This is a genomic window from Aliiroseovarius sp. PTFE2010 (genome assembly GCF_049943335.1).
Lineage (GTDB): Bacteria > Pseudomonadota > Alphaproteobacteria > Rhodobacterales > Rhodobacteraceae > JBNFVY01.
This window is the reverse complement of sequence record NZ_JBNFVY010000012.1, coordinates 59855-83075: the sequence shown is the minus strand read 5'-3', so window position 1 is coordinate 83075 and position 23221 is coordinate 59855. Positions and strand designations below refer to the sequence as shown.

Below are 23221 nucleotides of genomic sequence, written 5' to 3'. Positions count from 1 at the left end.
CGCCGGCGTTTTGCTTGACGAAGGCCACGATGTCCTGAGACGGGCGCGCGCCGGCCAGACGGGCCACTTCGCGCCCGTGTTGATAGAGGATCAGCGCGGGAATACCGCGAATGTTGTTCTTTTGACTGACCTCGGGGAAATCTTGCGTATTGATCTTGGCGAACCGCGCCTCGCCTTGCATCGAGTTCGCCGCTTTGGCGAATTCCGGTGCCATCATCCGGCACGGGCCGCACCACGGCGCCCAAAAGTCTACCAGCAGCGGCAGATCGTCTGTACGGGCCGCCTTGGCCAGGATAGACGGGTCCAGTTCGGCAACTTTGCCATCAAGCAACTTGGCCCCGCAGGTGCCGCATTTTGCGCCGGCAGACAGTTTGGTCATCGGCACGCGGTTGCCCTGCCCGCAGGCGGTACATGTCAGTTTCACGGCATCAGCCATTGTGCGCCTCCATCAAATTCGTGAAACGGAATATAATGGCCAGGCCGGCCATTTCAAGGCCCGCGCGGATCACTCGGCCGCGTCCAGATAGCTTTCCACCGGCGGGCAAGTGCACATCAGGTTGCGATCCCCCCAGGCATTGTCGACCCGGCCCACGGGCGGCCAGTACTTGTCGACCCGGAACGCCCCCGGCGGAAAGCAGCCCTGTTCGCGGGTGTAGGGCCGGTCCCAATCCGCCACCAGGTCGTTGACCGTATGGGGCGCGTGCTTCAACGGGTTATTTTCCGCGTCCATGTTGCCGCATTCCACCTCGGCGATTTCGGCCCGGATCGCCAGCATGGCGGTGATGAACCGGTCCAGTTCCGCCTTGGTTTCGCTTTCGGTTGGCTCGACCATCAAGGTGCCGGCAACCGGCCAGCTCATCGTTGGCGCGTGAAAGCCGCAATCCATGAGCCGCTTGGCAATGTCATCGACGGTGATCCCCACGTCAGCGAAGCGGCGGGTGTCCAGAATGCATTCATGCGCGACGCGGCCCTGACGCCCCTTGAAGAGCACGCCATAGGCGTCCTCGAGCCGCGCGGCGATATAGTTGGCATTCAGGATCGCAACCTTGGTCGCCTGCGTCAGCCCCGCACCGCCCATGAGCTTGCAATAGGCCCAGCTGATCGGAAGGATCGAAGCACTGCCGAAGGGCGCGCCCGATACCGGCCCGCAGTCGCCGCCCGTTTCCGGGTGGCCTGGCAGGAACCGGGCAAGGTGCTTTTTCACGCCGATCGGCCCCATGCCCGGCCCGCCGCCGCCATGGGGAATACAGAAGGTCTTGTGCAGGTTCAGGTGGCTGACGTCACTGCCGATCTTGCCGGGTTTTGACAGGCCCACCATCGCATTCAGGTTCGCCCCGTCCAGATAGACCTGCCCCCCGTATTCATGAGTGATGTCGCAGACGTCTTTGACCGTCTCTTCGAAGACGCCGTGCGTGGACGGATAGGTGATCATGCAGGCGGCCAGCTTGTCGCCAGCCTCGGCGGCCTTGGCGCGAAAGTCGTCAAGATCGATATCGCCATTCGCCGCCGACTTGACGGGCACCACCTTCAGGCCGACCATCTGTGCGCTGGCGGGGTTGGTTCCGTGGGCCGACACCGGAATCAGGCAGATGTTTCGCCCACCCTGCCCGTTTGCCCGGTGATACGCCTTGATCGTCAAAAGCCCGGCATATTCGCCCTGCGCACCCGAATTGGGTTGCATCGACATGGCGTCATAGCCGGTGATCTCGCACAGTTTGGCTGACAGATCGGCCAGCATTTCGCTATAACCTTCGGTCTGCTCTTGCGGGGCGAAAGGGTGCATGTTGCTGAATTCGGGCCATGTCACTGGCATCATTTCCACGGCTGCGTTCAGCTTCATCGTGCACGAGCCCAGCGGAATCATCGCCCGGTCCAGCGCCAGATCACGGTCGGCCAAGCGCCGCATGTAGCGGGTCATTTCCGCTTCGGCCCTGTTCATCCCGAAAATCGGATGGGTCAGATAGCGGGACTGGCGGATCAGGCTATCGGGGAACGCGATGCCCACGTCCGATACCAAATCCGCATCCTCAACGCCAAAGGCACGCAGCACACGCGCCAAGATGTCGACATCGGTCATTTCGTCGACAGATATCCCGATCTGGGCGGCACCGACCTTGCGCAGGTTGATCCCTTCGGCCACCGCCGAACGCAGGATGACGCCCTGCATCGCGCCCACGGTCACGGTGATCGTGTCGAAAAATGCCTGCGGTGCAACAGTAAAGCCCGCCGCCTGCAGCGCATTGGCCAGACGATGCGCATTGAAATGGACCTGCTCGGCGATGGCGCGCAGCCCGACGGGCCCGTGAAACACCGCGTAGAACGACGCCATGACCGCCAAGAGCGCCTGCGCCGTGCACACGTTCGACGTAGCCTTTTCGCGGCGGATATGCTGTTCGCGCGTTTGTAGCGCCAAGCGGTAGGCCCGTTCCCCGCGCGCGTCCTTGCTGACGCCGACAATCCGCCCAGGCATCGCCCGTTTCAGCGCATCCGAGCACGACATGAACCCCGCATGGGGGCCACCAAACCCCAAGGGCACCCCAAACCGCTGCGCGCTGCCGACCGCGATATCCGCCCCCATCGCGCTAGGTTCCTTGATCAAGCACAGCGACAACAGATCACAAGCAACGACGGCGATCGCCTTGGCTGCGTGCAGATCCTGGATCTGGGGTGTCACGTCGCGCAGTGCGCCATAGGTTCCGGGGTATTGGAAAATTGCCCCGAATACCTTTGTGGCGTCCAATTCTTCGACCGGCCCCACAAGCAGATCGATGCCCAGCGGCGCAGCCCGCGTGCGCATCACGGCGATATTCTGCGGATGGCAATTTTCATCGACGAAGAACGCCCCGGCCTTTGACTTGGCCGCCCGCTTTGCCATGGTCATTGCCTCGGCGCAGGCCGTCGCTTCGTCAAGAAGCGAAGCGTTTGCGACAGGCAGGCCCGTCAGATCGCTGACCATTGTCTGGAAATTCAACAGCGCCTCAAGTCGGCCCTGCGCGATCTCGGGCTGATAGGGCGTGTAGGCGGTGTACCAGGCCGGGTTTTCCAAGATATTGCGTTGGATCGCCGGGGGCGTGGCGGTGCCATAGTACCCTTGACCGATCAGCGACGTCAGAACCTTGTTCTTTTTCGCCACCTTGCGCATTTCCTCCAGCACGTGGTGCTCGGTCGACGGCCCCCAGCCCAGCGGTTCCATCTGGCGGATCCCCATCGGCACCGTTTCGTCAATCAGGGCATCCAACGTGGGTACCCCGATGGTTTTCAGCATCTCTTCCATCTCGGCCGGGCTTGGGCCGATATGGCGGCGATTGGCGAAATCATAGGGATCGTAGGTCGAAGGGGTAAACGTGGTCATTGAGCCAGCCTGTCGATTGGATCGGGATCAGCCGATGTAGTCTTTGTATTCCGCTTCGCTCATCAAATCGTCGAGCGCGCTCATGTCCTCGGGTTTGATCTTGAAAAACCACGCTTCGCCTTGCGGATCGTCGTTGATCTTGCCGGGGTCGTCCACCAGCGGTCCGTTTACCTCGACGATTTCACCGTCCAGCGGCGCCAGGATATCGGATGCGGCCTTGACGCTTTCGATCACGACAACTTCGTCGTCCTTGCCGACGGTGGTGCCTTCTTCGGGTAGTTCCACGAACACGATATCGCCCAGCTGTTCACTGGCGTGTTCGGTAATGCCCACAACGACGATGTCATCTTCGACGCGCAGCCATTCGTGTTCTTCTGTGAATTTCATATGGGTCTCCTTAGCGTTGATAATTGGCGGGGCGAAACGGCAGATCGGTCACGGTGGCAGCAAGGCGTTTGCCGCGCACTTCGCCCCAAAGCACGGTGCCGGGCGTGGCCAGATCGCGGGGCACGTAGCCCATGGCGATCGGGGCGCTCAGGCTGGGGCCGAACCCGCCGCTGGTGATCTGTCCGATCGGGCCCGCGGCATCTTCGGTTGCGAACAAAGGCACACCTTCGCGCATCGGCGCGCGCCCCTGCGGCAGCAAGCCAACGCGCAACCGATCCGGGCCCTGTTCCAGCTCGCGCAGGATGCGTTCGGCACCGGGAAACCCGCCCGCGCGATCCCCGCCCGTCCGGCGGACCTTCTGGATGGCCCAATTCAAATTTGCCTCGATTGGCGACGTCGTTTCGTCAATGTCGTGACCATAGAGGCACAGCCCCGCCTCAAGGCGCAGGCTGTCGCGCGCACCCAGACCGACGGGCTGCGCACCCGCGTCAATCATCGCGCGCGCAAGATCAGGTGCCCGCGCCGCTTCAACGGAAATCTCGTATCCATCTTCGCCGGTATAACCGGACCGCGACACGCTCAGCGCGCCGAAATCCGAATCCAGCTGAAGGCAATCCATGAAACGCATCTCGGCCACGCCTGGCAGCAGGGTGGCGCCGATCCGTTCGGCCTGCGGGCCCTGCAGGGCGATCAGGCAGCGCTCGCCAACCAAGGCAACGTCGTGCCCGGGCATTTCGGTCTGCATATAGGCCAGCACTGAATCCTTGTTGGCCGCATTCACCACCACCTGCAGATGCGCCGGGTCAAGCGCCGCGATCATCAGGTCGTCGATAATGCCGCCCGCGTCGTTGGTCAGGAACCCATAGCGTTGCCGCCCGGCGGCCAGCCCTTGCACCGACTGGGGCACCAACCGTTCCAGCGCGGCTGCAGGCGATGGCCCTTTGATCAGGATCTGCCCCATGTGCGACACATCGAATACACCCGCAGTTTCGCGCGTGGCCAAATGTTCCTTCATCACGCCCAAAGGGTATTGAACGGGCATCTCATAGCCCGCGAATTGCACCATCTTGGCACCCAGTTCGACATGCAGATCGTAAAGCCCCGTGCGCTTCAGCCCGTCCATCCCGTCTCCTTCCGGCCGGATCGACCCGGCATCGCATAAGGGCCTGACAGCCCGTTCGATGCCCCCTCTGTCCTTGCGCCTGAGATCGTTATCCCTTCGGCGGGCGCGCTTGCGCCACTCTCCAGAGTTCTTGCCCGCCAAGGTCCTGGGGCCTGAGAGTTTACCGGGGCGGTTGCTCCTTCGGCACGGGACGTGTCCCGTTCTCCCCAGGCGGGGTTATCCTTGGTTACGCGGGCGGACCGATTCCAGCAAGGGCTAGATTGCCAGAGCGATTGCCTGACCACCCAATCGTGCCTGTTTATCGGGCAAACATCGACCGTTTTCAGCGCAACAGAAACACTTGGGCCGTCAGTCAGAGCCGCGGCTTGACCTGCAGCAGCGGCATGACGTCGCCCATGTCCGGGCCGCGCTCGCGCCCGGTGACGGCTTTGCGCAGCGGCATGAACAGCCCCTTGCCCTTGCGCCCCGTCGCGTCCTTGACGGCGGCGGTCCAGCTGCCCCAGGTGTCCGCGTCATAGGGCGGATCACCCAGCAGGGACAATGCGGTTTCGATCATCTCGCGATCTTCTTCTGCGACCAGGGCGGACGCGCCATTCTGGAACAGCGCCCACCAGTCGGCCATGTCGGCGCGGGTGTCGATGTTGTCGCGCACCACGGTCCAGAAAGCCTGCGCTTTGTCGGCCGGAACGCCCAGGGCCAGCACGTCCTCGCGCGCGGCGTCGAAGGGCAAACTGGATAGGTAGCGCGCAGTCAGCGGCCCCAGATTCGCCACATCAAACTTGGTCGGGGCGGCGCCAAAGGTCGACAGATCGAAGCCCGCCACCAAATCGTCGATGCTGCTGGCCATTTCGAACGGTTGGTTCGAGCCCAGCCGCGCCATGTGCGACAAGAGCGCCATCGGCTCGATCCCTTGCGCGCGCAGATCGCGCAGCGACAGGGTGCCCAGCCGTTTCGACAGCGCCTCGCCCTGCGGACCGGTCAGCAGCGAATGGTGCGCAAAGGCCGGCGGCGCGGCGCCAAGCGCCTTGATGATCTGGATCTGCGTGGCGGTGTTTGTCACGTGGTCAGACCCGCGCACCACATCGGTGATGCCAAAATCGATATCATCGCAGACCGACGCCAACGTATACAGAAACTGTCCATCCGCGCGGATCAGCACCGGGTCCGACACGCTTGCCGCATCAATCGACAGATCGCCCAGGATGCCATCGGTCCATTCGATCCGTTCGTGATCCAGCTTGAAGCGCCAGTGGCCGGGACCGCGCTCGGCGCGCAGCTTTTCCTTTTCGGCCTCCGACAGGTCCAGCGCCGCGCGATCATAGACCGGGGGCTTTCCCATGTTCAGTTGTTTCTTGCGCTTGAGATCCAGTTCGGTCGGGGTCTCGAAACATTCGTAAAACCGGCCCATGGCGCGCAGATCGTCAGCCGCGGCTGTGTATCGATCCAGCCTGTCCGACTGTTTTTCAAGCCGATCCCATTGCAGGCCCAGCCATTCCAGATCCTGCTGGATCGCATCGGCATACTCTTGGGTTGAGCGTGCGGGATCGGTATCATCGAGGCGCAGAATGAACAGCCCCCCGGCCTTGCGTGCGATCAGAAAGTTGAACAGGGCGGTGCGCAGGTTCCCGACGTGGATGTAACCGGTGGGCGATGGCGCGAAACGGGTGACGGTCATGGGACTCTCCTATTGGCGCGATGCTCTTTCACAATCGCTCCGGATTGTCCATATGAAGGGCATGACAACGCTGCCCCCCAGCCTCGACACGATCGAGGAACTCGCCCGCACCGCCATATCCGACCTGCCGCCGCAATTCGCCGTCGCAGCCAACACGCTGGTGTTGCGCGTGATGGAATTCGCCCCCGACGAACTGCTGGCCGAGATCGGCATCGAAGAGCCATTCGAATTGACCGGCCTTTATACTGGTATCCCGCTGACTGAAAAATCCAGCTTCGATCAACCCACCGAACCCGATGCCATCTGGCTATTCCGGCGCCCGATCCTGGACGAATGGATCGCACGCGGCGATGTGGATTTGTCGGATCTGGTCACCCACGTGACCGTGCACGAGCTGGCCCACCATTTCGGCTGGACGGACGCAGACATTGCCCGCATCGACCGGTGGTGGGAATAGCCCCAGGCCGGTTGCTTAAGCGCATCGGTGCGCAAACCGCGCCCGGCAGGACATCCCGCGCTTTCGCTAGACGGCCAAGGCGCCATTCGACCCCACGACCGGCAAAACCGAGGGACTTCTTGAAAAATCCCGATTTATGCGCCCGAGAACTGGAAAAGTCCCGACGGCGAGTTACATTTTGCCAGTTCAATCCATCAGGAGGTATCCGATGAACACCCCACCCCGACTAACCCGCCGCGCCGCCTTGGGCGCAACCGCTGCCCTGCCGCTGACCGCTGCACTGGGTGGAACCGCCCTTGCTGCTGGCAATTCCGAAGATGGCGGCCTGGGGTTTGCCCCCTATCGCAGCTTTGACCTTGGCGACATGCAGGTCACAACGCTGCTTGCGGGCACAAGCCCCGTGCCCGATCCGCAGACGATCTTTGGCATGAACGTATCGGAAGAAGAATTCGCCGATGCCAGCCGCGCTGCCTTCATCCCGACAGATGTGGCACAGTTCTTTTTTACCCCGACCTTGGTCAAAACCGGCGACGACATCATCCTGTTCGACACCGGCACGGATCCTGCGGGACTGAAGGCCGCCTTGAGCGCTGCCGGCCACACCCCTGCGGACATCACCAAGGTGGTCCTGACCCACATGCACGGCGATCACATCGGCGGCCTGATGGACGGCACCTCTGAGACCTTTGAAGGCGCATCCTATTACACGGGCGCCACCGAATTTGATGCATGGGCCTCGACAGGCAACGAAGCGTTCGAAGCCAAGGTTCGCCCACTGGCCGATGCAGGCAAGATCGAAATGATCGACGACGGCGCCAGCGTCACGTCAGGCGTAACGGCGATGATGGCCCCTGGCCACACACCGGGGCACATGGCCTATATGCTGGAAAGCGGTGGCAAGCAGCTGGTGCTGATCGCGGATGTCGCCAATCACTATGTCTGGTCGTTGGCTTATCCTGACTGGGAAGTGCGCTTTGACCAGAACAAAGAGCAAGCCGCCGAAACACGCCGCAAGATGCTTGGCATGATCGCCGCCGAACGCATTCCGATGATTGGCTACCACATGCCTTTCCCGGCGCTTGGCTATGTCGATACCCGCGGCGACGGTTTCCACTATGTGCCCGCGACGTACCAGCAAATGCTCTGATCGACGGGACCACCCGCGATCTGATGCTTGACCTTTTTCGAACGCCCGCGCCTGATGGTCGCGGGCGAACGCGTTCGGGGGGGACGGAACGATCATGAACGAAATTCTGACAATCACCCTCAACCCGGCGCTGGATCTGTCGACCCAGACACCGGTGATTAAACCAGGCCCAAAACTGCGCTGCGATTTTCCGGTGGCCGAAACGGGCGGCGGCGGCATCAACGTGTCCCGCGCGATCGGTCATCTGGGGGGGACATCCCACTGCTTTGTGGCCTTGGCAGGCGCAACCGGCGCACGTCTGCTCGAACTGTTGCACGACCAGGGCATCACACCGATCGCACAAGACCTGCCCGGCGAAACCCGCCAGAGTTTTGCCGTCACCGAACAGAGCACAGGTCAGCAATACCGTTTTGTCATGCCGGGCCCTGCTTGGGACCCCGCCGATATTGACCGCGCCCTCTTTCGCATCCAGCAGGAACTCACCACCGGCACAATCGCCGTTTTGTCGGGATCAAACCCGCCCGGCGTTCCGGACGACATGGCGCACCGCATTGCCCGCCTTTGCGCCGATCACGGCGCGCGTCTGATCGTTGATATTTCCGGGCCGCCGCTGGCCGCTCTTGCTGCGGGCGGTGGCGGCGTGGATGTCTTGCGCATGGACGCGCACGAGGCCGAGCAGCTTGCCGGGCGCCCCTTGCCCACCCGCATCGATACCGCCGGTTTCGCACAGGCGCTTTGCGCCACCGCAGCGGCGCATATCGTCATCGTCGCAAGGGGCGCGGACGGCTCGACCATGGCGACGCAAGATGGCGCATGGCACGCCGCCTGCCCTGTCACCTCGGTCGTTTCGGCCATCGGGGCGGGCGACAGTTTCGTCGCAGGCTTTGCCTTGGCCCTGTCACAGGGCGCGGCGGCGGAAGACGCATTGAAATACGGTGTCGCGGCAGCCGCTGCTTGCTGCCTGACCGAAGGCACGCAGCTGTGCACATTGCAAGGCGCGCAAGAGGCACTCTCGGCAACCACCATAGAACGCCTCGCAGCAAACTGATCAGGCCAGTGGTTGTGCTGGCATAGCCCATCGGGCGCTCGGGCGTGGCTTTGGGAATGTCGGTCATCGCCTTGTGACACACCGGCCGGCCTTGGCCCCCTTGATGATCTCTTGTGACGCCGCCTCGCGCCCCGTCAGCCGAATTACAACGGAGCGGGCCGCGTTGGCGGCTTATTCAACCGACACGCTGTGGGCTCCTGCCACGGCATGGAAAACGGCGGCAATTTGGGGGTTGGATATTTCGATCTGCTGTCCAGATCAGAACCTCTGGCCGCCAGATATTGGCCGCAGCGCGACGTAGATGCGTACCAGCCGCCCAAAATGCGCGACACCACGGTCTTTTGTTCGAAAATGTGCGGGGTGAATGCGCCCCTGCCAACCCTCAGGATGGATCGCGCCAGCGGTTCACGATCGGGTAGCGACGGTCCAGCCAGAAACTTCGCGGCGTCAACCTCGGGCCCGGCGCTGACTGGAAGCGCTTGTATTCACTGATATACAGCAAATGTTCGACCCGCTTGACGATATCGCGGTCATAGCCCTGCTCGACCAGCTCGGCCACGGACAATTCGTGATCGACCAGCCCCTCAAGAACCGCGTCCAGCACCTCGTAGGGGGGCAAACTGTCTTCGTCTTTTTGATCGGGGCGCAGTTCGGCGCTCGGTGGTTTGTCGATGATTGAGACCGGGATCACTTCTCCGGGTGGACCCATCATCCAGTCCCGGTGATTGGCATTGCGCCAGCGGCACTGTTCGAAAACGCGGGTCTTGTAGAGATCCTTGATCGGGTTGTAACCGCCTGCCATGTCGCCATAAATCGTGGCATACCCGACCGCCACCTCGGATTTGTTACCGGTGGTCAGCAGCATCTCGCCGAACTTGTTCGACAACGCCATAAGAAGTAGACCGCGCAGGCGCGACTGGATGTTTTCTTCGGTAATGTCGGGATCGGTACCTTCGAACAGGGGGGCCAGCGTATCGGTAATCGCGTCTCGCCCCTGTTTGATGGGCACAAAATCGTAGCGACAGCCGAGCCGCTTCGCCACGTCTTTGGCATCGTCCAACGACCCTTGCGATGTGTATTCCGACGGCAGCATCACGCCACGCACATTTTCAGGCCCCAACGCGTCAACCGCAATGGTGGCCACGATGGCACTGTCGATCCCGCCGGAAAGCCCCAGCAGCACCTTTTTGAACCCGGTCTTGGACATGTAGTCGCGCAAGGATTGAACCATGGCGCGGTAGTCCTGCTCCCATTCGTCCGGCGCATGGGCAATCTGGCCCTCTTGCGCCACCCAGCCGTCGCCCGTGTCTTCAAAATCGACATGGGACAAGCATTCATCGAACACCGGCAGCTTGACGGCGATCTTGCCGTGACGGTTGAGCACGAAAGAGGCGCCATCGAACACCTGATCGTCCTGCGCCCCCACCATGTTCAGATACACCAATGGCAAGTCCGTTTCGACCACGCGGCCCACCATATGCGCCAAACGCCTGTCGAACTTGTTGCGGTAATAGGGCGAACCGTTAGGCACCAGCAGGATCTGCGCACCGCTTTCAGCCAACGCTTCGGACACGGGTTCGTGCCAGGCATCCTCGCAGATTGGCGTGCCAATGCGAACCGGACCAACCGTGTAGGGGCCGGTGATTTCCCCGCTGGAAAACAGGCGCACCTCGTCGAACACTGTCTCATTGGGCAATTCATGCTTTCGCACGATCACCTTGACCTTGCCACGCTCAAGCACCCACCAACCATTATACAGATGATCGCCATAGGCGTAGGGGCCGCCGATCCCGATCACCGGACCATCGGCACAATCGCGCGCCAGGGTTTCGATCGCCTCCATGCAGGCTGCACTGAAGGCCGGCTTCATCACCAGATCCTGCGTCTGGTAGCCGGCGATGAACATTTCGGGCAGGGCAACCATGTCGGCGCCGGCATCGCGCGCCGCTTCCCACGCCTTGCGCGCCTTGGCGGCATTGCCAGCGATATCCCCGACCGTGGGGTTCATCTGCGCCAGTGTCAGGCGAAATTTGGCTGCCATGTCGGCCCTTTCAATCAATCCACTCTCTCTTACCAGACCTGCGCCCGAGGAAAAGCACCCCCCGGCAAAAAGCGTTGCGAGCAAGCTGCGCCGCAGGTAACCTTGACCCCACCGCCGTAGCGGGGACTGCGGTTGGAATACGATCAGGGGGTGACGCGTGCACACGACCATCAAGGGTTTGCTGACTTCGGCTGCTTTTCTGGCAGCGCTTCCCGCCTTGGCTCAGGGCGGCGAAATCGTCACCAAGCAGTATGATGAAGGCGGCGTGTACGAAGGCACGTTCAAAGATGGCGCACAGCACGGCCAAGGCACCTACCGGCTGCCCAATGGGTACGAATATTCGGGCCAGTGGGTCGAAGGCGAAATCCGCGGCGAAGGTGTCGCAAAGTTTCCCGACGGATCCGTCTATGTCGGCACGTTTGCCAATGGCAAACCGGAAGGTCAGGGCAAGATCACATTCGCCGACGGCGGCACCTATGAAGGGGAATGGGCCGACGGCAAGATCAACGGAAAAGGCGTCGCTATCTACGCCAACGGCGTGCGATACGATGGCGATTTCGTCAATGCGCTGCACCACGGCAAGGGCCGTATGGAAAGCCCCACAGGCTATGTCTATGACGGCGATTGGGTTGAGGGCGCCAAAGAAGGCGTGGGCAAGATCACGTACCCCGATGGCGCTGTCTACGAAGGGGAAATGATCGGGGGCAAGCGCGCAGGAACCGGCACGCTGACCATGCCCGATGGCTTGGTTTATGTCGGGGAATGGGCCGACGGTCAGATCAACGGACAAGGGAAACTGACCCAGCCCAACGGCGATATCTACATCGGCACGCTGGCGATGGGCCAAAGGCAAGGGCCGGGCAAGGTGATCTATGCCAATGGCGATGTCTACGAAGGCAATTTCGAAAACGACAAACGGCACGGCAAGGGCACGTTCACAGGCTCGGACGGGTACGCCTATGAAGGGGGCTGGGTTGAAGGCCGGATCGAAGGCAAGGGCCGCGTGGTTTACCCCGACGGGTCAATTTACGAAGGCGACTTTCTGGACGATCTGGCCCACGGACGGGGGGTTATCACCTATCCCGACGGCAACACCTATGATGGCGAATGGACCTATGGTGTCATCGAAGGGAAAGGTGTGGCGCGATATACCAACGGGCTGGTGTACGAGGGGGAATTCAAAAGCGCCCAGAACCACGGATTCGGCAAGATGACCTATTCGGACGGGTACGTATACGAAGGTCAGTGGGTCGAAGGGCAACGCCAGGGTCAGGGCAAAGCCACCTATTCCGACGGGACCGTCTACGAAGGGAATTTCGTTGATGGCCAGCGTGATGGGATAGGGACCATTACCATGCCGGGCGGCTTTACTTATACTGGCCAATGGTCCGCTGGCGAAATCGACGGGACCGGGACAGCAACCTATGCCAACGGGGACGTGTACGAAGGAACGTTCAAGAATGGCAAACGCCAAGGCCCCGGCACCATTCGATATGCCTCGGGCGAGGTTGTGAACGGCGAATGGGAAAACGGCGCCCTAAAGGCCGAGAACTGACCGGATCGTCACTCTGGCAGGCCAAATTCCTTGGCCAACGATTCGACGACGCGCCGCACGGCATCTTCGCTGACCTGCGCAATATCATCGACGGCAAGATTGCATAGATCGCGCAGAACGAAATAGCTTTCGGTCCCGCAGACGGTGGTCACGGTCTGCACAATCTTGCGGAAATCGGGGGCGGACATGGCACCGCGCCACGGCTCCAGGGCAAACTCGATCATGGGCAAGCGCCGACCACCGCGGGGCGCCGGTTTGTTCTTGCCACGATGCGCAACCAGCTGTTCATGGCCCTTGGCGATGAAAAGACGATAGGCATCTTCGTTGTGCGCCACGAACTCTGTCATAAGTCGCTGGGCTGCTAGCACACGGTCCACAACCGATGTCACACCCTCGCAACGGGCTTGAAGATCGGCCATGAAATCGCCCCGCTGACCCAAATTCATTTCGACCACCGCCTCAAGACGGATCGATTCGGGGTCCGAAAAATGCCGATAGGCCGTTGCCACCGATATGCCGGCCTGCTTGGCTACGGCCCCGACAGTGATCGCTTCTTGTCTGGCCATCATCTCTTGCGCGGCGCGGAGCAACTTGCGCCGCGTCCGCAGTTTTTGTGCCCGTCTGCCGTCGGTTTCAGGCAAGCCATCGTTGAAATCATTCGCCATCGTCACTCTCGCTCACCAATTCCGCTGACGCACCCGAAACACAGGCAGCATCCTACCCGCATTCAATACCCAAAAAGCAATGGATGAAACCACTTAGTGTTGACGTTGGGTCACCACGGGAAGATCAAATGCGAACGGGGTTCGGCAGAGGCTTACCTTGCGCAAACGCAATCAGGTTGTCGACAGCCATCATGCCCATCGCCTCGCGCACTTCGAGCGCGGCCGTGCCGAGATGCGGAAGCAGAGTGACAGATTTCAGCGCGCGCAAGGCCTCGGGCACGGTGGGTTCGAACTCGTAGACATCCAGGCCTGCACCGGCGATCTTCTGGGCTTCCAGCGCGTCGATCAACGCCTGTTCATCCACCACGTCACCGCGTGCAATGTTCACGAAAATGGCGTGGGGCTGCATTTTTTCCAGCTCGGACGCGCCGATCAAATGGCGGGTTTGTGCGGTGGCCGGAACCGCCATGACCACAACGTCCGATTGCGCCAAGACAGCATCCAGGTCAAGTTGGGTGGCGTCAAAACCCAAAGGGCCTTTCGGCGATCTGTTGTGGTATAGAACGCGCATGCCAAATCCGTGGTGCGCGCGTTTGGCGATGGCTTGCCCGATGCGCCCCATTCCAATGATTCCCACCGTTTTGCCTGTCAGGTGCAACCCCAGCAGTTGCGTTGGCTGCCACCCCGTCCAGCGTCCCGCCCGGACCATCGCTTCGCCCTCAGAGGCGCGCCGGGCCGCCATCAGCATCAACATCATCGCGACATCCGCCGTTGCATCCGTGACGGCGCCGGGCGTGTTGGTCACAGCAACGCCGGCAGCAGTCGCAGCGGCAACATCGATGTGGTTCACACCGACCCCGAAATTCGCCAGCAGCCCGCATCGCGGCGCCTCAGGGAACGCCCCGGCGCCCAATTGGTCGCCCAAGGTGGGCAAAATGGCATCATAGGTCTGCAATGCGTCACGCGCGGCAGTTTCGTCCAGCGGTGTGGCACCTTCGCGAAAGTCGCAGTCAAACTGGCCGTCCAGGGCGGATATCACGCGATCGGGCAGGTTGCGGGTCACCAGTAGTTTCAAAACATCCGCGCTCCTGGCGCGACAGGCCGATCCGGTGCCAGCAAAACGACCTGGCCATCTTCATCCGGCACCCCAAGGACCAGAACTTCGGACATGAAGTTCCCGATTTGGCGGGCAGGGAAATTGACCACGGCCATCACCATACGGCCCGGCAAACTCTGCACTGAATAGTGGGCGGTAATTTGCGCCGAGCTTTTCATTTCCCCAAGCTCGGCGCCGAAATCAATCCACAGTTTGATCGCCGGTTTTCTTGCTTCGGGGAAGGGTTCGGCGCGCACGATGCAGCCGGCCCTGATATCCACCTTCTGAAAATCGTCAAAGGTGATCATTCTGCCATCTCGCGCGATCTGGCGGCGCAAGCCTGCATCGCGGCGCGGATCAGTGGCGTCAGCCCCTTTTGATCGTCCATCAGCACCTTCAGCGCCTCAGCAGTTGTGCCGCCGGGCGATGTCACGTTGATGCGGAGCTGATCGGGACCTTCGTTCGCCGTCTGCGCAAGATGGCCCGCCCCTGCCACGGTTCCAGTGGCCAGCTTTAACGCCAGATCGGGCGCCAGGCCCATTTCGGCGCCGACCGTTGCGATGGCCTCAATCAGGTTGAATACATAGGCGGGCGCCGACCCCGATGTCGCGATGACCGCGTGCATCTGATCCTCGTTGTCCAGCCGAACCACCTCTCCCACGGCGGACATAAGCTGTTCGACAAGATCCAGATCGGGCGCGCCCGTGTTTTCATTGCCGATGATTGCGGTGACCCCCCGCCCAACCGCGGCGGGCGTGTTCGGCATGGTCCGAACGATAACGCGATCTGCGCCCAAGGCGGTTTCATAGGCCGAAATCGGCGTGCCCGCCGCAACCGACACAAAGACTGTATCGGGCGACGTCATTCCGGCAAGGGTCGGCAGCGCTTCGCCCATCATCTGTGGCTTGACGGCGATCAGCACGACGGCCGGCGCATCCGGCAAATCGGCATTGATGTGTACGCCTTGATCGCGCACCCAGTCCGACGGGTTCGGGTCGACCACCCAGACCGCCTGCGCCGACAAGCCAGACCCCAGCCAGCCCTGCAACATGGCTGACCCCATCCTGCCGCACCCCAGCATGACCAACCCACGTTCGGAAATAGTATCGAAATTCATGTTGCCTCCGTCCATCGCCGCCAAGATGCCGGGTGCGCGTTGACCCCGCAAGCAAGTATTGCGCACGACAACGCCCCGCAAGACAGGGCTGCGGGGCGCAAGAAATCAGAATCTGTTGATCAGGCGCGCCCGTATGCTTCGCAGATTGCGACATCCATCGCTTGCCTGGCGGATTTATCGCCCCAGGCGACAAGTTGGAAGGCAGGGTAGAACCGCTCGGACGCTGCCACGGCCGCACCAATCAGGCGGTCGATCTGCTCGGCGCTGGCCATCTGTCCGCCGTTCAGAACCAGACCGTAGCGATACACCATGAGGCGCTGCTCGTGCCAGTATGTGAACGCCCCGGACCAGCATTGATCGTTCACGCTGTTCAGCACCTCATAGATCTGCAGCAGCTTGTCTTCCGGCGGCTCCATTTCAAAGGTGCAGATCATGCGCAGCGTTTCGTCCTGCCCGGACCATGCCAAGGTCACCGAATAGGTGCGCCACTGCCCTTCGACAGCCATGGCGATCTGATCGTCGGCGACCCTGTCGAAATCCCAGTCATGGGTTTCCGCCAGATGTTCGACGATATCGATAGGGTGCAGGTCTTCGGTGGAAAGTGCGTGCTCGGTCAACGCCATGGTGGCCTCGTTTGTTGTCGCCCCTAGGCTCTGGTTGGCCCACTAGGACTTGGTGCCCGATCAAAGGAAAGCAGGGATCGCCGCCATCCTTACTAGATATGGTGTCGGGATAAGGCAGACCTGTAAAGCGGTAATTTGAATTTATCCCCAGCAAAATGATCCGGGTCGCGGGTGGAGCGCGTCGCAGTTTCTGTCTGAGTTTCGCTTATGGCCGGAGATCAGAACGTCGCGATCATTGCCGCTCGACCGGCCCTTCTTCTTGATCGTGCAGGACGGTCCGACGTTCTCCCCCCCAAAGGTCTCACAGGCTCGGTCAACACCGATCAACGAAAGAACCGAGAATGGCGTCAAGTTTCGCAGGCGCAATGCCAAGCGCCCGTGTTCGCCTGGATTGAACGGATCGGGGCCGCCACTGAGCGCTGCATTTCCAAATTCATCAGACCGATTTTGCGGCACCACACAAACGCGAAGGCTCCCTCTGCCCCTAATATGGAATAAGTCAAAACGGTACGACGCGCCGTGACCAACCGGACCGTTTATCGCGCCGCGCAATCCCCCTGCCAGTCACCCCTAATGCGTATCGCATTTCACCTGTCACCCCTGCCAGAAAACCCCAATCGCTTGCTTGAACAACTTTGTTTGTTCGCGATCAGGCCGCTATAAGGTTCTTTGCCCGACTTGCGGATGACTTCGAACGTTGAGGTATCGTGCAGCTGGAAAACCTCATCAATTCACCAGAGGATCGAAGAGCGCGCGTCTGGCAAGCAAAAGGGCGCCGAAAGGCGCCCAAAACACTCGTACCGTCCAAGCGTTTACTCGCCGCCCTTCTCCAGAGCATCGAGACGGGCCTTGAGCGCTTCGTTTTCTTCCCGCGCCTTTTGCGCCATGGCGCGTACGGCATCAAATTCCTCGCGGGTGACAAAGTCGCGGTCCGCCAGCCAACGATCAAAGAAACTCTTCATCGCGGTTTCGGCTTCATCCTTGGCACCCTGCGCCACGCCCATCGCGTTGGTCATCAACTGAGACATATCGTCAAAAAACTTGTTGCGGGTCTGCATTGCGGGTCTCCGGAAACTGCGTTGTCTTATATATGGGGGCGCGCGCGCCGAGTCTCAACCCAAGATGCACGTGGTTGACTTTGGCAAATGCCCCGGCGATGCATGCGACATGTTCAGCGCCGTGATCGAATTCCCCGATATCGCCCCCGAGATTTTCACGATCGATTTGGGCAGGTTCTCATTCGCGTTGCGATGGTACGCGCTGGCTTACATCGTGGGAATTTTGCTGGGCTGGCAATTGGCCAAGATGGCGCTGCGCCGCGACCGGTTGTGGAAAAACAGGCCCCCAATGACGGGCGAGCAACTGAGCGACCTGATGACATGGATCATCCTGGGCATCATCATCGGCGGCCGCTTGGGGTTCGTGCTGTTTTATCAACCGGCTTATTACCTCAGCAATCCCGGCGAAATCATCGCGATCTGGCGCGGGGGCATGTCATTTCACGGCGGTTTCCTGGGGGTTGGCGTGGCCGGGCTGGTGTTCGCGTGGCGCCACGGATTAAACGCCGCGTCGCTCGGCGATCTGTTGGCGCTTGGCGCGCCAGCTGGGTTGCTGCTGGGCCGGCTGGCCAACTTTATCAACGCAGAACTTTGGGGGCGCCCATCTACTGTGCCTTGGGCCGTTGTCTTTCCTGGGGATGCGGCCTTGGCCTGCAGCAACACCGCGCAGGGCCTTTGCGCGCGCCATCCCTCGCAACTCTACGAAGCTGCGCTCGAAGGGCTCGCGCTTGGCGCAGTGCTGATCTGGCTGGCGTTTCGCGGCGGCGCATTGAAACGGCCCGGCACCCTGATCGGCGTTTTCCTTTTGGGGTACGGGTTGGCGCGGTTCACGGTCGAATTCTTTCGACTGGCCGATGCGCAATACATCACCGCGCAAAACCCGCACGGGCATGTCTTCGCCGGTCTGACCATGGGGCAGGTATTGTCGCTGCCGATGGTTGCCGCAGGCATGGTGATCTTGGGGCTGGCGCTGGCAATGGGCCGCAAGACGTGACACCGCTCGGCGAAATTCTGGAAAAGGCCATAGGCAGCGCGGGGCCGCTGCGCCTGGACCAATATATCGATGCCTGCCTGTCGCACCCCCAATACGGGTACTATGCCACGCGTGACCCGTTCGGGGCCGCGGGCGACTTTATAACCGCCCCCGAAATCAGCCAAATGTTTGGCGAGTTGCTGGGACTGTGCCTGGCCCAGAGCTGGGTGGATCAAGGCCGCCCCGGGCGCTTTGCCCTGACAGAACTGGGCCCGGGGCGCGGCACGCTGATGGCCGACATTCTGCGCGCGACGGCGGTTGTGCCGGGCTTTCACGACGCGGCCAGGGTGCATTTGGTGGAAACCTCTCCTGCCTTGCGGGACGCGCAGCGTGAACGGTTGGCGCAAGCGATCTGGCACGACAGAGTCACGGATCTTCCAGACTTGCCGCTCTTTCTGGTCGCGAACGAATTCTTCGACGCTTTGCCAGTTCGGCAATTTCAGCGCGTGGGCGATAGTTGGCGCGAACGGATGGTCGGACCAGGCCTCAAGTCGCAATTCGGTCCGCCCACGCCGGTGCCGCAGCTAAGCGCCCGACTGGACGACACCCCGGACGGACGCATTGTCGAACTCAGACCGCAGGCGGATGATATCGTGGAAACCATATCGGGCCACATCGCGCAAAATGGGGGCGCTGCCCTGATCGTTGATTACGGTGACTGGCGATCACTGGGTGACACGCTGCAGGCCGTGCGCGATCACGCGTTTGAAGACCCATTTGCCAATCCCGGCCAGGCCGACGTGACCGCCCATGTCGATTTTGAACCGATAGCCCGGCTTGCCCGATCGAACGGGGTGGCCGTGTCCGGCCTGACCGCACAAGGGGTTCTACTTGAGCGCCTGGGCATCACACCGCGCGCGCAAGCACTTGCAGAAAACCTTACGGGTGTAGCGTTGGATGCCCATATCGCGGCGCATCGACGCTTGACCCACCCTGAAAAGATGGGACAGTTGTTCAAGGCCCTCGCTCTTTACGCTAACGGGTCCACCTGTCCACCCGGGTTCGATCCATGACAATGGAAATTTTGACTGCGGCTGCTCTGAACGGAATAACGCACGGGTTCTTCACCCGGTGCGGCGGCGCATCCTCGGGCGTGTTTGAAGGGTTGAACTGCGGCCCCGGCAGTTCGGATCAATCTGACATTGTTGAAATCAACCGCGCGCGCGTCGCCGATGCGATGAACGTCGCACCATCGGAGCTGATCGGTGTCCACCAGGTGCATTCGGCCGACGTGGTCAAGGTCACGGGCCCGCACCGGGGCGGCGTTCCGAAAGCGGATGCGCTTGTGACCGCAACGCCGGGGCTGGCCCTGTCCGTGCTGACCGCCGACTGCCAGCCTGTCCTGTTTGCCGATCGCAAAGCGGGTGTCGTCGGCGCTGCTCACGCCGGATGGAAGGGTGCCATTGCGGGCGTGCTGGAAGCGACGCTGGATGCGATGGAGGATCTCGGCGCTGAACGGGCCGACATTTCCGCGATCGTCGGGCCGACTATCAGCCAACAAAACTACGAAGTCGGCGAGGAATTCCTAGAGGATTTTCTGGCCGAGGACCCGGACAACGCCCGCTTCTTCGCGAACGGTAACGGGGGGCGATATCACTTTGACCTTCCGGGCTTCGGATTGCACAGGCTGCGACAGGCCGGTGTCGGACACGCGGAATGGACGCGTTACTGCACCTATGGCGATCCGGCGCTGTTTTATTCCTACCGGCGCTCTGTCCATCGCCAAGAGGCCGACTATGGCCGCCTGATTGCGGCAATTCGCCTTTAGTTGCGCCACTTTTGCGCCAAATTTGACGAAAAAACCCCGACACCACCATAAGAACCCGTCATTGAACCCACTATTTCCAACGCTTTGAGCGGTTTTCACCCAGTTGTGGCCGTCCTGCGAAGTTTTTTTAGTTTTTCGCATCTTGGTCACGAACATGCCCCATTAACCGTTCAGAAATTCAAACAAGCCACAACAAAGTGGTCACCAGAGGCAGAGCGGCACGACTGCCAGTGAATGGAGCGAAACGATGAAGAAACGTTGGATGCAATCGGTGATCGCACAATCAGTCAAATGCGACACCAAACTGCCCTGGACCCGTGGCGCGGCCCGCAAAGCCGCCGTTTCCGCCCGCAGCGCGGATGCCACAAAGAAAGCTGCTGAGGCTTAAGACCCTCATTCCCTCAAAGGTGCCTCGGGCTGCACGCGTCACGCGTTGCAGCCCATTTTTTTTTGCCGCCCCATGCGGGCGCCTGAAAAATTGGGCCCCAAAAATATGATTCGGATTGTCCGTCATGGTGTTAACGTTACCTGCGGATCAATCTCATGGTTTTCCCGAAACAATCGCGGCGCCGAGCGTCTCATTACCGGGCCGCGATGAGCGAATTTCCGCCTATTTTTGACAATGCACGCCAGTTGTGATCATCGTTGATACGACATTTGCGACTTCGGTGGGGGCCGAGCAGATGTAACGAGTCAAAGGATTGGTTGCATGACGTATGCCCCCCGCCCCGCGCATAGTGCGATTGCCACAACGCGGCCGAAATTTTCTGAAACGTGGACTGTTCGGCGAAAAACCGTCGCAGCGCCGCCGACGGTCGCCCTGCGTCCCTATTCTATGTGCTGGCTGGATGCGATGGGCGCGGTAAAGGACGCGGCGATCAAAGCCCCCGCGATCCCCGTGTTCGAAGAAGCCTTCAGCGCCTTCGCACGCGGCACGCTGATCCCGACCGAATTTGGCACCATCGCCATCGAAGATCTGGTGCCTGGCATGCGCGTCGAAACAGCCAGTGGAGGTTTGGCGCCAATTCGGTGGATCGGCTCGATGTCCATTGCTCCCGACGCGCAAATGCGCAGTGACACGTCCTCGGGTCTTTATCGCGTGATGGCCGACAGTTTCGGATTCGGGCGGCCCGCCCCGGACCTGATGCTTGGACCGAATGCGCGATACGTGATGAAATCGGACGCCCTGTTGGGCTATTTGGGGACATCCGAAGCCTTGGCGCCGGCATCATCATTGGCGGATGGCATGAATGTCATCAAGATCAGCCCCATCGCCGCGGTCCAGACCTTTCACATCGCTCTGGATCGGCATGATGTGATCCGGGCCAACGGGATCGAATTGGAAACCTACCACCCGGGCGCCAATTGCACATCCCGCTTACCCGGCGATCTGCGGTTGCGTTTCCTCAACCTGTTTCCGTACCTTTCCGAACTGGCCGCTTTTGGCGCCATGCGCCATCCGCGTCTGAGCATTGGCGATCTGGAACAGTTGAACGCCGTCTGAGGTTACGTTTCCGCCGGGCCCAGGATGCGGTTGACATGACCCATCTTGCGGCCCGGTTTCGCTTGGGTTTTTCCATAGAGATGGATTGCCACAGTACCGTCGGTCGCAAGTTCGGGCACACGATCAACGTCTGCGCCGATCAGGTTCAGCATTTGCACGTTTGAATGCCGCCGACCGTCCCCAAGCGGCCACCCTGCAACGGCGCGGATGTGCTGTTCAAATTGATCGATCACGCAGCCATTTTGCGTCCAATGCCCCGAATTATGGACCCGAGGCGCGATCTCGTTCACGATCAGCGCGTCTGGAGTGACGAAAAGCTCGACCCCCAACACGCCGACGTAATCCAGTGCATTCAGGATCTTGCCCGCAATCAATACCGCATCCGAACTTTGATGCACATTCAACGTCGCCGGCACGGTCGTGGTGTCAAGAATGCCATCCTTGTGCACGTTTTCGCCCGGGTCAAAGCATGAAATCTGCCCGTCGATGCCCCGCGCGCCGATCACGGACACCTCGCGACGGAAATCGACGAACCCTTCCAAAACCGCGGGCGCGCCGTTCATTGCCGCAAGCGCTTCATCCGCCTGCGCCGGATCAGAGAGCCGCACCTGCCCTTTGCCGTCATACCCCATGCGGCGTGTTTTCAAAATCGACGGGGTGCCAAGCGTGTCCAGGCCCACGCAAAGGTCGTCCAGGCATTCAACGTTTGCAAAAGGCGCAACCTGCAATCCAAGCCCTGTCAGGAATTGTTTTTCCGTCAGCCGGTCCTGGCTGACGCGCAGAGCTTCGCGCCCCGGTCGGATCGGCTTGCGCCCGTCCAGAAAATCAAGCGCCGATGTGGGGATATTCTCAAACTCATAGGTGATGACATCCACGCTATCGGCAAAGCGCTGTAGTGCGTCGTTGTCGTCGTAAGACGCCTTGAAATGAGCGTTCGAAACGTGGCTGGCCGGGCAATCGCCGCCCGGCTCGAATACGCAGGTCTTAAAACCCAGACGGCTGGCCGCGACCGACAACATCCGGCCCAGCTGGCCACCGCCGAGAATGCCGATCGTGGCACCTGGTGAAAGCGGGTCAGTCATCGTGTGGTTCATCGGGGATCGACGCAGACAGAGCGTCGCGCCAAGCATCGAGACGTGTGGCCAAACCGGCATCGCACGTGGCGAGGATCCCGGCCGCCATGAGACCTGCGTTGGCCGCGCCAGCCGCCCCGATCGCCATGGTCGCCACAGGAAAACCCTTGGGCATCTGCACGATGGAATACAGGCTGTCGACGCCCGACAAGGCTTTGGTCTGGACCGGCACCCCGATCACGGGCACACGCGTTTTTGACGCCATCATGCCCGGCAAATGGGCGGCGCCCCCTGCCCCGGCGATGATCACCTTGAGCCCCCGCTCGACCGCCGTTTTGCCGTAGTCCCACAGGCGGTCAGGCGTGCGATGCGCCGAGACGATTTTGGATTCGTAGGCGACACCCAGTTCGTCCAGCACTTCCGCTGCCAGTTTCATGGTCGGCCAGTCGCTTTGACTGCCCATGATGATGCCGACTTCAACGCTCATTCCGTGGCCCTT

The 23221-nt window shown here is 61.0% G+C and carries 23 protein-coding genes and 2 riboswitches; of the genes, 9 read left to right on the top strand and 14 right to left on the bottom strand.

Annotated elements, in window-relative coordinates:
• The 5 genes from trxC to gltX all read right to left on the bottom strand — a co-directional run.
• The coding region (gene trxC, locus ACP2AV_RS13920) for a thioredoxin TrxC (protein WP_426373384.1) at positions 1-436 on the bottom strand (436 nt) is incomplete at its 3' end.
• Positions 437-505: 69 nt separating this feature from the next.
• Entirely contained in the window at positions 506-3352 is a 2847-nt protein-coding gene (gene gcvP / locus ACP2AV_RS13915; RefSeq protein WP_426373383.1) for an aminomethyl-transferring glycine dehydrogenase, read from the bottom strand.
• Between the two features lie 27 nt (positions 3353-3379).
• A complete protein-coding gene (gene gcvH / locus ACP2AV_RS13910) occupies positions 3380-3739 on the bottom strand; it encodes a glycine cleavage system protein GcvH (RefSeq protein ID WP_426373382.1) in 360 nt (119 codons plus the stop codon).
• Positions 3740-3749: 10 nt separating this feature from the next.
• Positions 3750-4862: a glycine cleavage system aminomethyltransferase GcvT gene (gene gcvT, locus ACP2AV_RS13905; RefSeq protein WP_426373381.1), complete on the bottom strand. Its 1113-nt coding sequence runs from the start codon at positions 4860-4862 to the stop codon at positions 3750-3752.
• A gap of 65 nt (positions 4863-4927) precedes the next feature.
• Positions 4928-4989: riboswitch (glycine riboswitch) on the bottom strand.
• Positions 4990-4992: 3 nt separating this feature from the next.
• A riboswitch (glycine riboswitch) is annotated at positions 4993-5080 on the bottom strand.
• Positions 5081-5214: 134 nt separating this feature from the next.
• On the bottom strand, positions 5215-6537 hold the full coding sequence (gene gltX / locus ACP2AV_RS13900) for a glutamate--tRNA ligase (protein WP_426373380.1): 1323 nt from the start codon (positions 6535-6537) through the stop codon (positions 5215-5217).
• A gap of 61 nt (positions 6538-6598) precedes the next feature.
• Between gltX and ACP2AV_RS13895 the strand changes: the two genes are divergently transcribed.
• From ACP2AV_RS13895 to ACP2AV_RS13885, 3 genes are all read left to right on the top strand, one after another.
• The gene (locus ACP2AV_RS13895) at positions 6599-6994 is read left to right on the top strand and encodes a metallopeptidase family protein (protein WP_426373378.1); all 396 of its coding nucleotides are present in this window, start codon (positions 6599-6601) and stop codon (positions 6992-6994) included.
• A gap of 208 nt (positions 6995-7202) precedes the next feature.
• Positions 7203-8141 (top strand): MBL fold metallo-hydrolase, encoded by a 939-nt coding sequence (locus ACP2AV_RS13890; protein WP_426373377.1) that lies wholly within the window; start codon positions 7203-7205, stop codon positions 8139-8141.
• A gap of 94 nt (positions 8142-8235) precedes the next feature.
• Complete coding sequence (locus tag ACP2AV_RS13885; RefSeq protein ID WP_426373376.1) at positions 8236-9189, top strand: 1-phosphofructokinase family hexose kinase; 954 nt, start codon at positions 8236-8238, stop codon at positions 9187-9189.
• Positions 9190-9571: 382 nt separating this feature from the next.
• Here the strand turns inward: ACP2AV_RS13885 and ACP2AV_RS13880 are convergent, their stop codons facing one another.
• Positions 9572-11230: an NAD+ synthase gene (locus ACP2AV_RS13880; protein ID WP_426373375.1), complete on the bottom strand. Its 1659-nt coding sequence runs from the start codon at positions 11228-11230 to the stop codon at positions 9572-9574.
• A gap of 157 nt (positions 11231-11387) precedes the next feature.
• Here ACP2AV_RS13880 and ACP2AV_RS13875 point away from each other — a divergent pair, with 157 nt between their 5' ends.
• The gene (locus ACP2AV_RS13875) at positions 11388-12785 is read left to right on the top strand and encodes an MORN repeat-containing protein (RefSeq protein WP_426373374.1); all 1398 of its coding nucleotides are present in this window, start codon (positions 11388-11390) and stop codon (positions 12783-12785) included.
• Positions 12786-12793: 8 nt separating this feature from the next.
• On the opposite strand, the gene ACP2AV_RS13870 is transcribed toward ACP2AV_RS13875, so the two are convergent.
• The 6 genes from ACP2AV_RS13870 to ACP2AV_RS13845 all read right to left on the bottom strand — a co-directional run bounded on the left by ACP2AV_RS13870 (position 12794) and on the right by ACP2AV_RS13845 (position 17344).
• The gene (locus ACP2AV_RS13870) at positions 12794-13450 is read right to left on the bottom strand and encodes a TetR/AcrR family transcriptional regulator (protein ID WP_426373373.1); all 657 of its coding nucleotides are present in this window, start codon (positions 13448-13450) and stop codon (positions 12794-12796) included.
• 124 nt (positions 13451-13574) lie between these two features.
• Positions 13575-14525 carry a 2-hydroxyacid dehydrogenase gene (locus ACP2AV_RS13865; protein ID WP_426373372.1) on the bottom strand — a complete coding sequence of 317 codons (951 nt, stop codon included), beginning with the start codon at positions 14523-14525 and terminating at the stop codon, positions 13575-13577.
• A complete protein-coding gene (locus tag ACP2AV_RS13860; RefSeq protein ID WP_426373371.1) occupies positions 14522-14854 on the bottom strand; it encodes a tRNA-binding protein in 333 nt (110 codons plus the stop codon). Before ACP2AV_RS13860 ends, ACP2AV_RS13865 begins: the two co-directional genes overlap by 4 nt.
• Positions 14851-15663: a pyrroline-5-carboxylate reductase gene (proC, locus tag ACP2AV_RS13855; RefSeq protein WP_426373370.1), complete on the bottom strand. Its 813-nt coding sequence runs from the start codon at positions 15661-15663 to the stop codon at positions 14851-14853. The genes ACP2AV_RS13860 and proC overlap by 4 nt, the downstream gene beginning before the upstream one ends.
• A 119-nt stretch (positions 15664-15782) precedes the next feature.
• Positions 15783-16286 carry a YbjN domain-containing protein gene (locus ACP2AV_RS13850; RefSeq protein WP_426373368.1) on the bottom strand — a complete coding sequence of 168 codons (504 nt, stop codon included), beginning with the start codon at positions 16284-16286 and terminating at the stop codon, positions 15783-15785.
• An 812-nt stretch (positions 16287-17098) separates the two neighbouring features.
• Positions 17099-17344: an accessory factor UbiK family protein gene (locus ACP2AV_RS13845; protein ID WP_426373367.1), complete on the bottom strand. Its 246-nt coding sequence runs from the start codon at positions 17342-17344 to the stop codon at positions 17099-17101.
• Positions 17345-17453: 109 nt separating this feature from the next.
• On the opposite strand from ACP2AV_RS13845, the gene lgt reads away from it, so the two are divergent.
• From lgt to ACP2AV_RS13820, 5 genes are all read left to right on the top strand, one after another.
• Positions 17454-18338 carry a prolipoprotein diacylglyceryl transferase gene (lgt, locus tag ACP2AV_RS13840; protein WP_426373366.1) on the top strand — a complete coding sequence of 295 codons (885 nt, stop codon included), beginning with the start codon at positions 17454-17456 and terminating at the stop codon, positions 18336-18338.
• The gene (locus ACP2AV_RS13835; RefSeq protein ID WP_426373365.1) at positions 18335-19390 is read left to right on the top strand and encodes a class I SAM-dependent methyltransferase; all 1056 of its coding nucleotides are present in this window, start codon (positions 18335-18337) and stop codon (positions 19388-19390) included. Before lgt ends, ACP2AV_RS13835 begins: the two co-directional genes overlap by 4 nt.
• The gene (gene pgeF / locus ACP2AV_RS13830; protein WP_426373364.1) at positions 19387-20145 is read left to right on the top strand and encodes a peptidoglycan editing factor PgeF; all 759 of its coding nucleotides are present in this window, start codon (positions 19387-19389) and stop codon (positions 20143-20145) included. The genes ACP2AV_RS13835 and pgeF overlap by 4 nt, the downstream gene beginning before the upstream one ends.
• 247 nt (positions 20146-20392) lie before the next feature.
• Positions 20393-20533 (top strand): hypothetical protein, encoded by a 141-nt coding sequence (locus ACP2AV_RS13825; RefSeq protein ID WP_426373363.1) that lies wholly within the window; start codon positions 20393-20395, stop codon positions 20531-20533.
• Between the two features lie 321 nt (positions 20534-20854).
• The gene (locus ACP2AV_RS13820; protein WP_426373361.1) at positions 20855-21649 is read left to right on the top strand and encodes a Hint domain-containing protein; all 795 of its coding nucleotides are present in this window, start codon (positions 20855-20857) and stop codon (positions 21647-21649) included.
• 2 nt (positions 21650-21651) lie between these two features.
• Here the strand turns inward: ACP2AV_RS13820 and ACP2AV_RS13815 are convergent, their stop codons facing one another.
• A complete protein-coding gene (locus tag ACP2AV_RS13815) occupies positions 21652-22731 on the bottom strand; it encodes a 5-(carboxyamino)imidazole ribonucleotide synthase (RefSeq protein ID WP_426373360.1) in 1080 nt (359 codons plus the stop codon).
• Positions 22724-23209 carry a 5-(carboxyamino)imidazole ribonucleotide mutase gene (gene purE / locus ACP2AV_RS13810; protein ID WP_426373359.1) on the bottom strand — a complete coding sequence of 162 codons (486 nt, stop codon included), beginning with the start codon at positions 23207-23209 and terminating at the stop codon, positions 22724-22726. The genes ACP2AV_RS13815 and purE overlap by 8 nt, the downstream gene beginning before the upstream one ends.
• Positions 23210-23221: the final 12 nt, after the last annotated feature.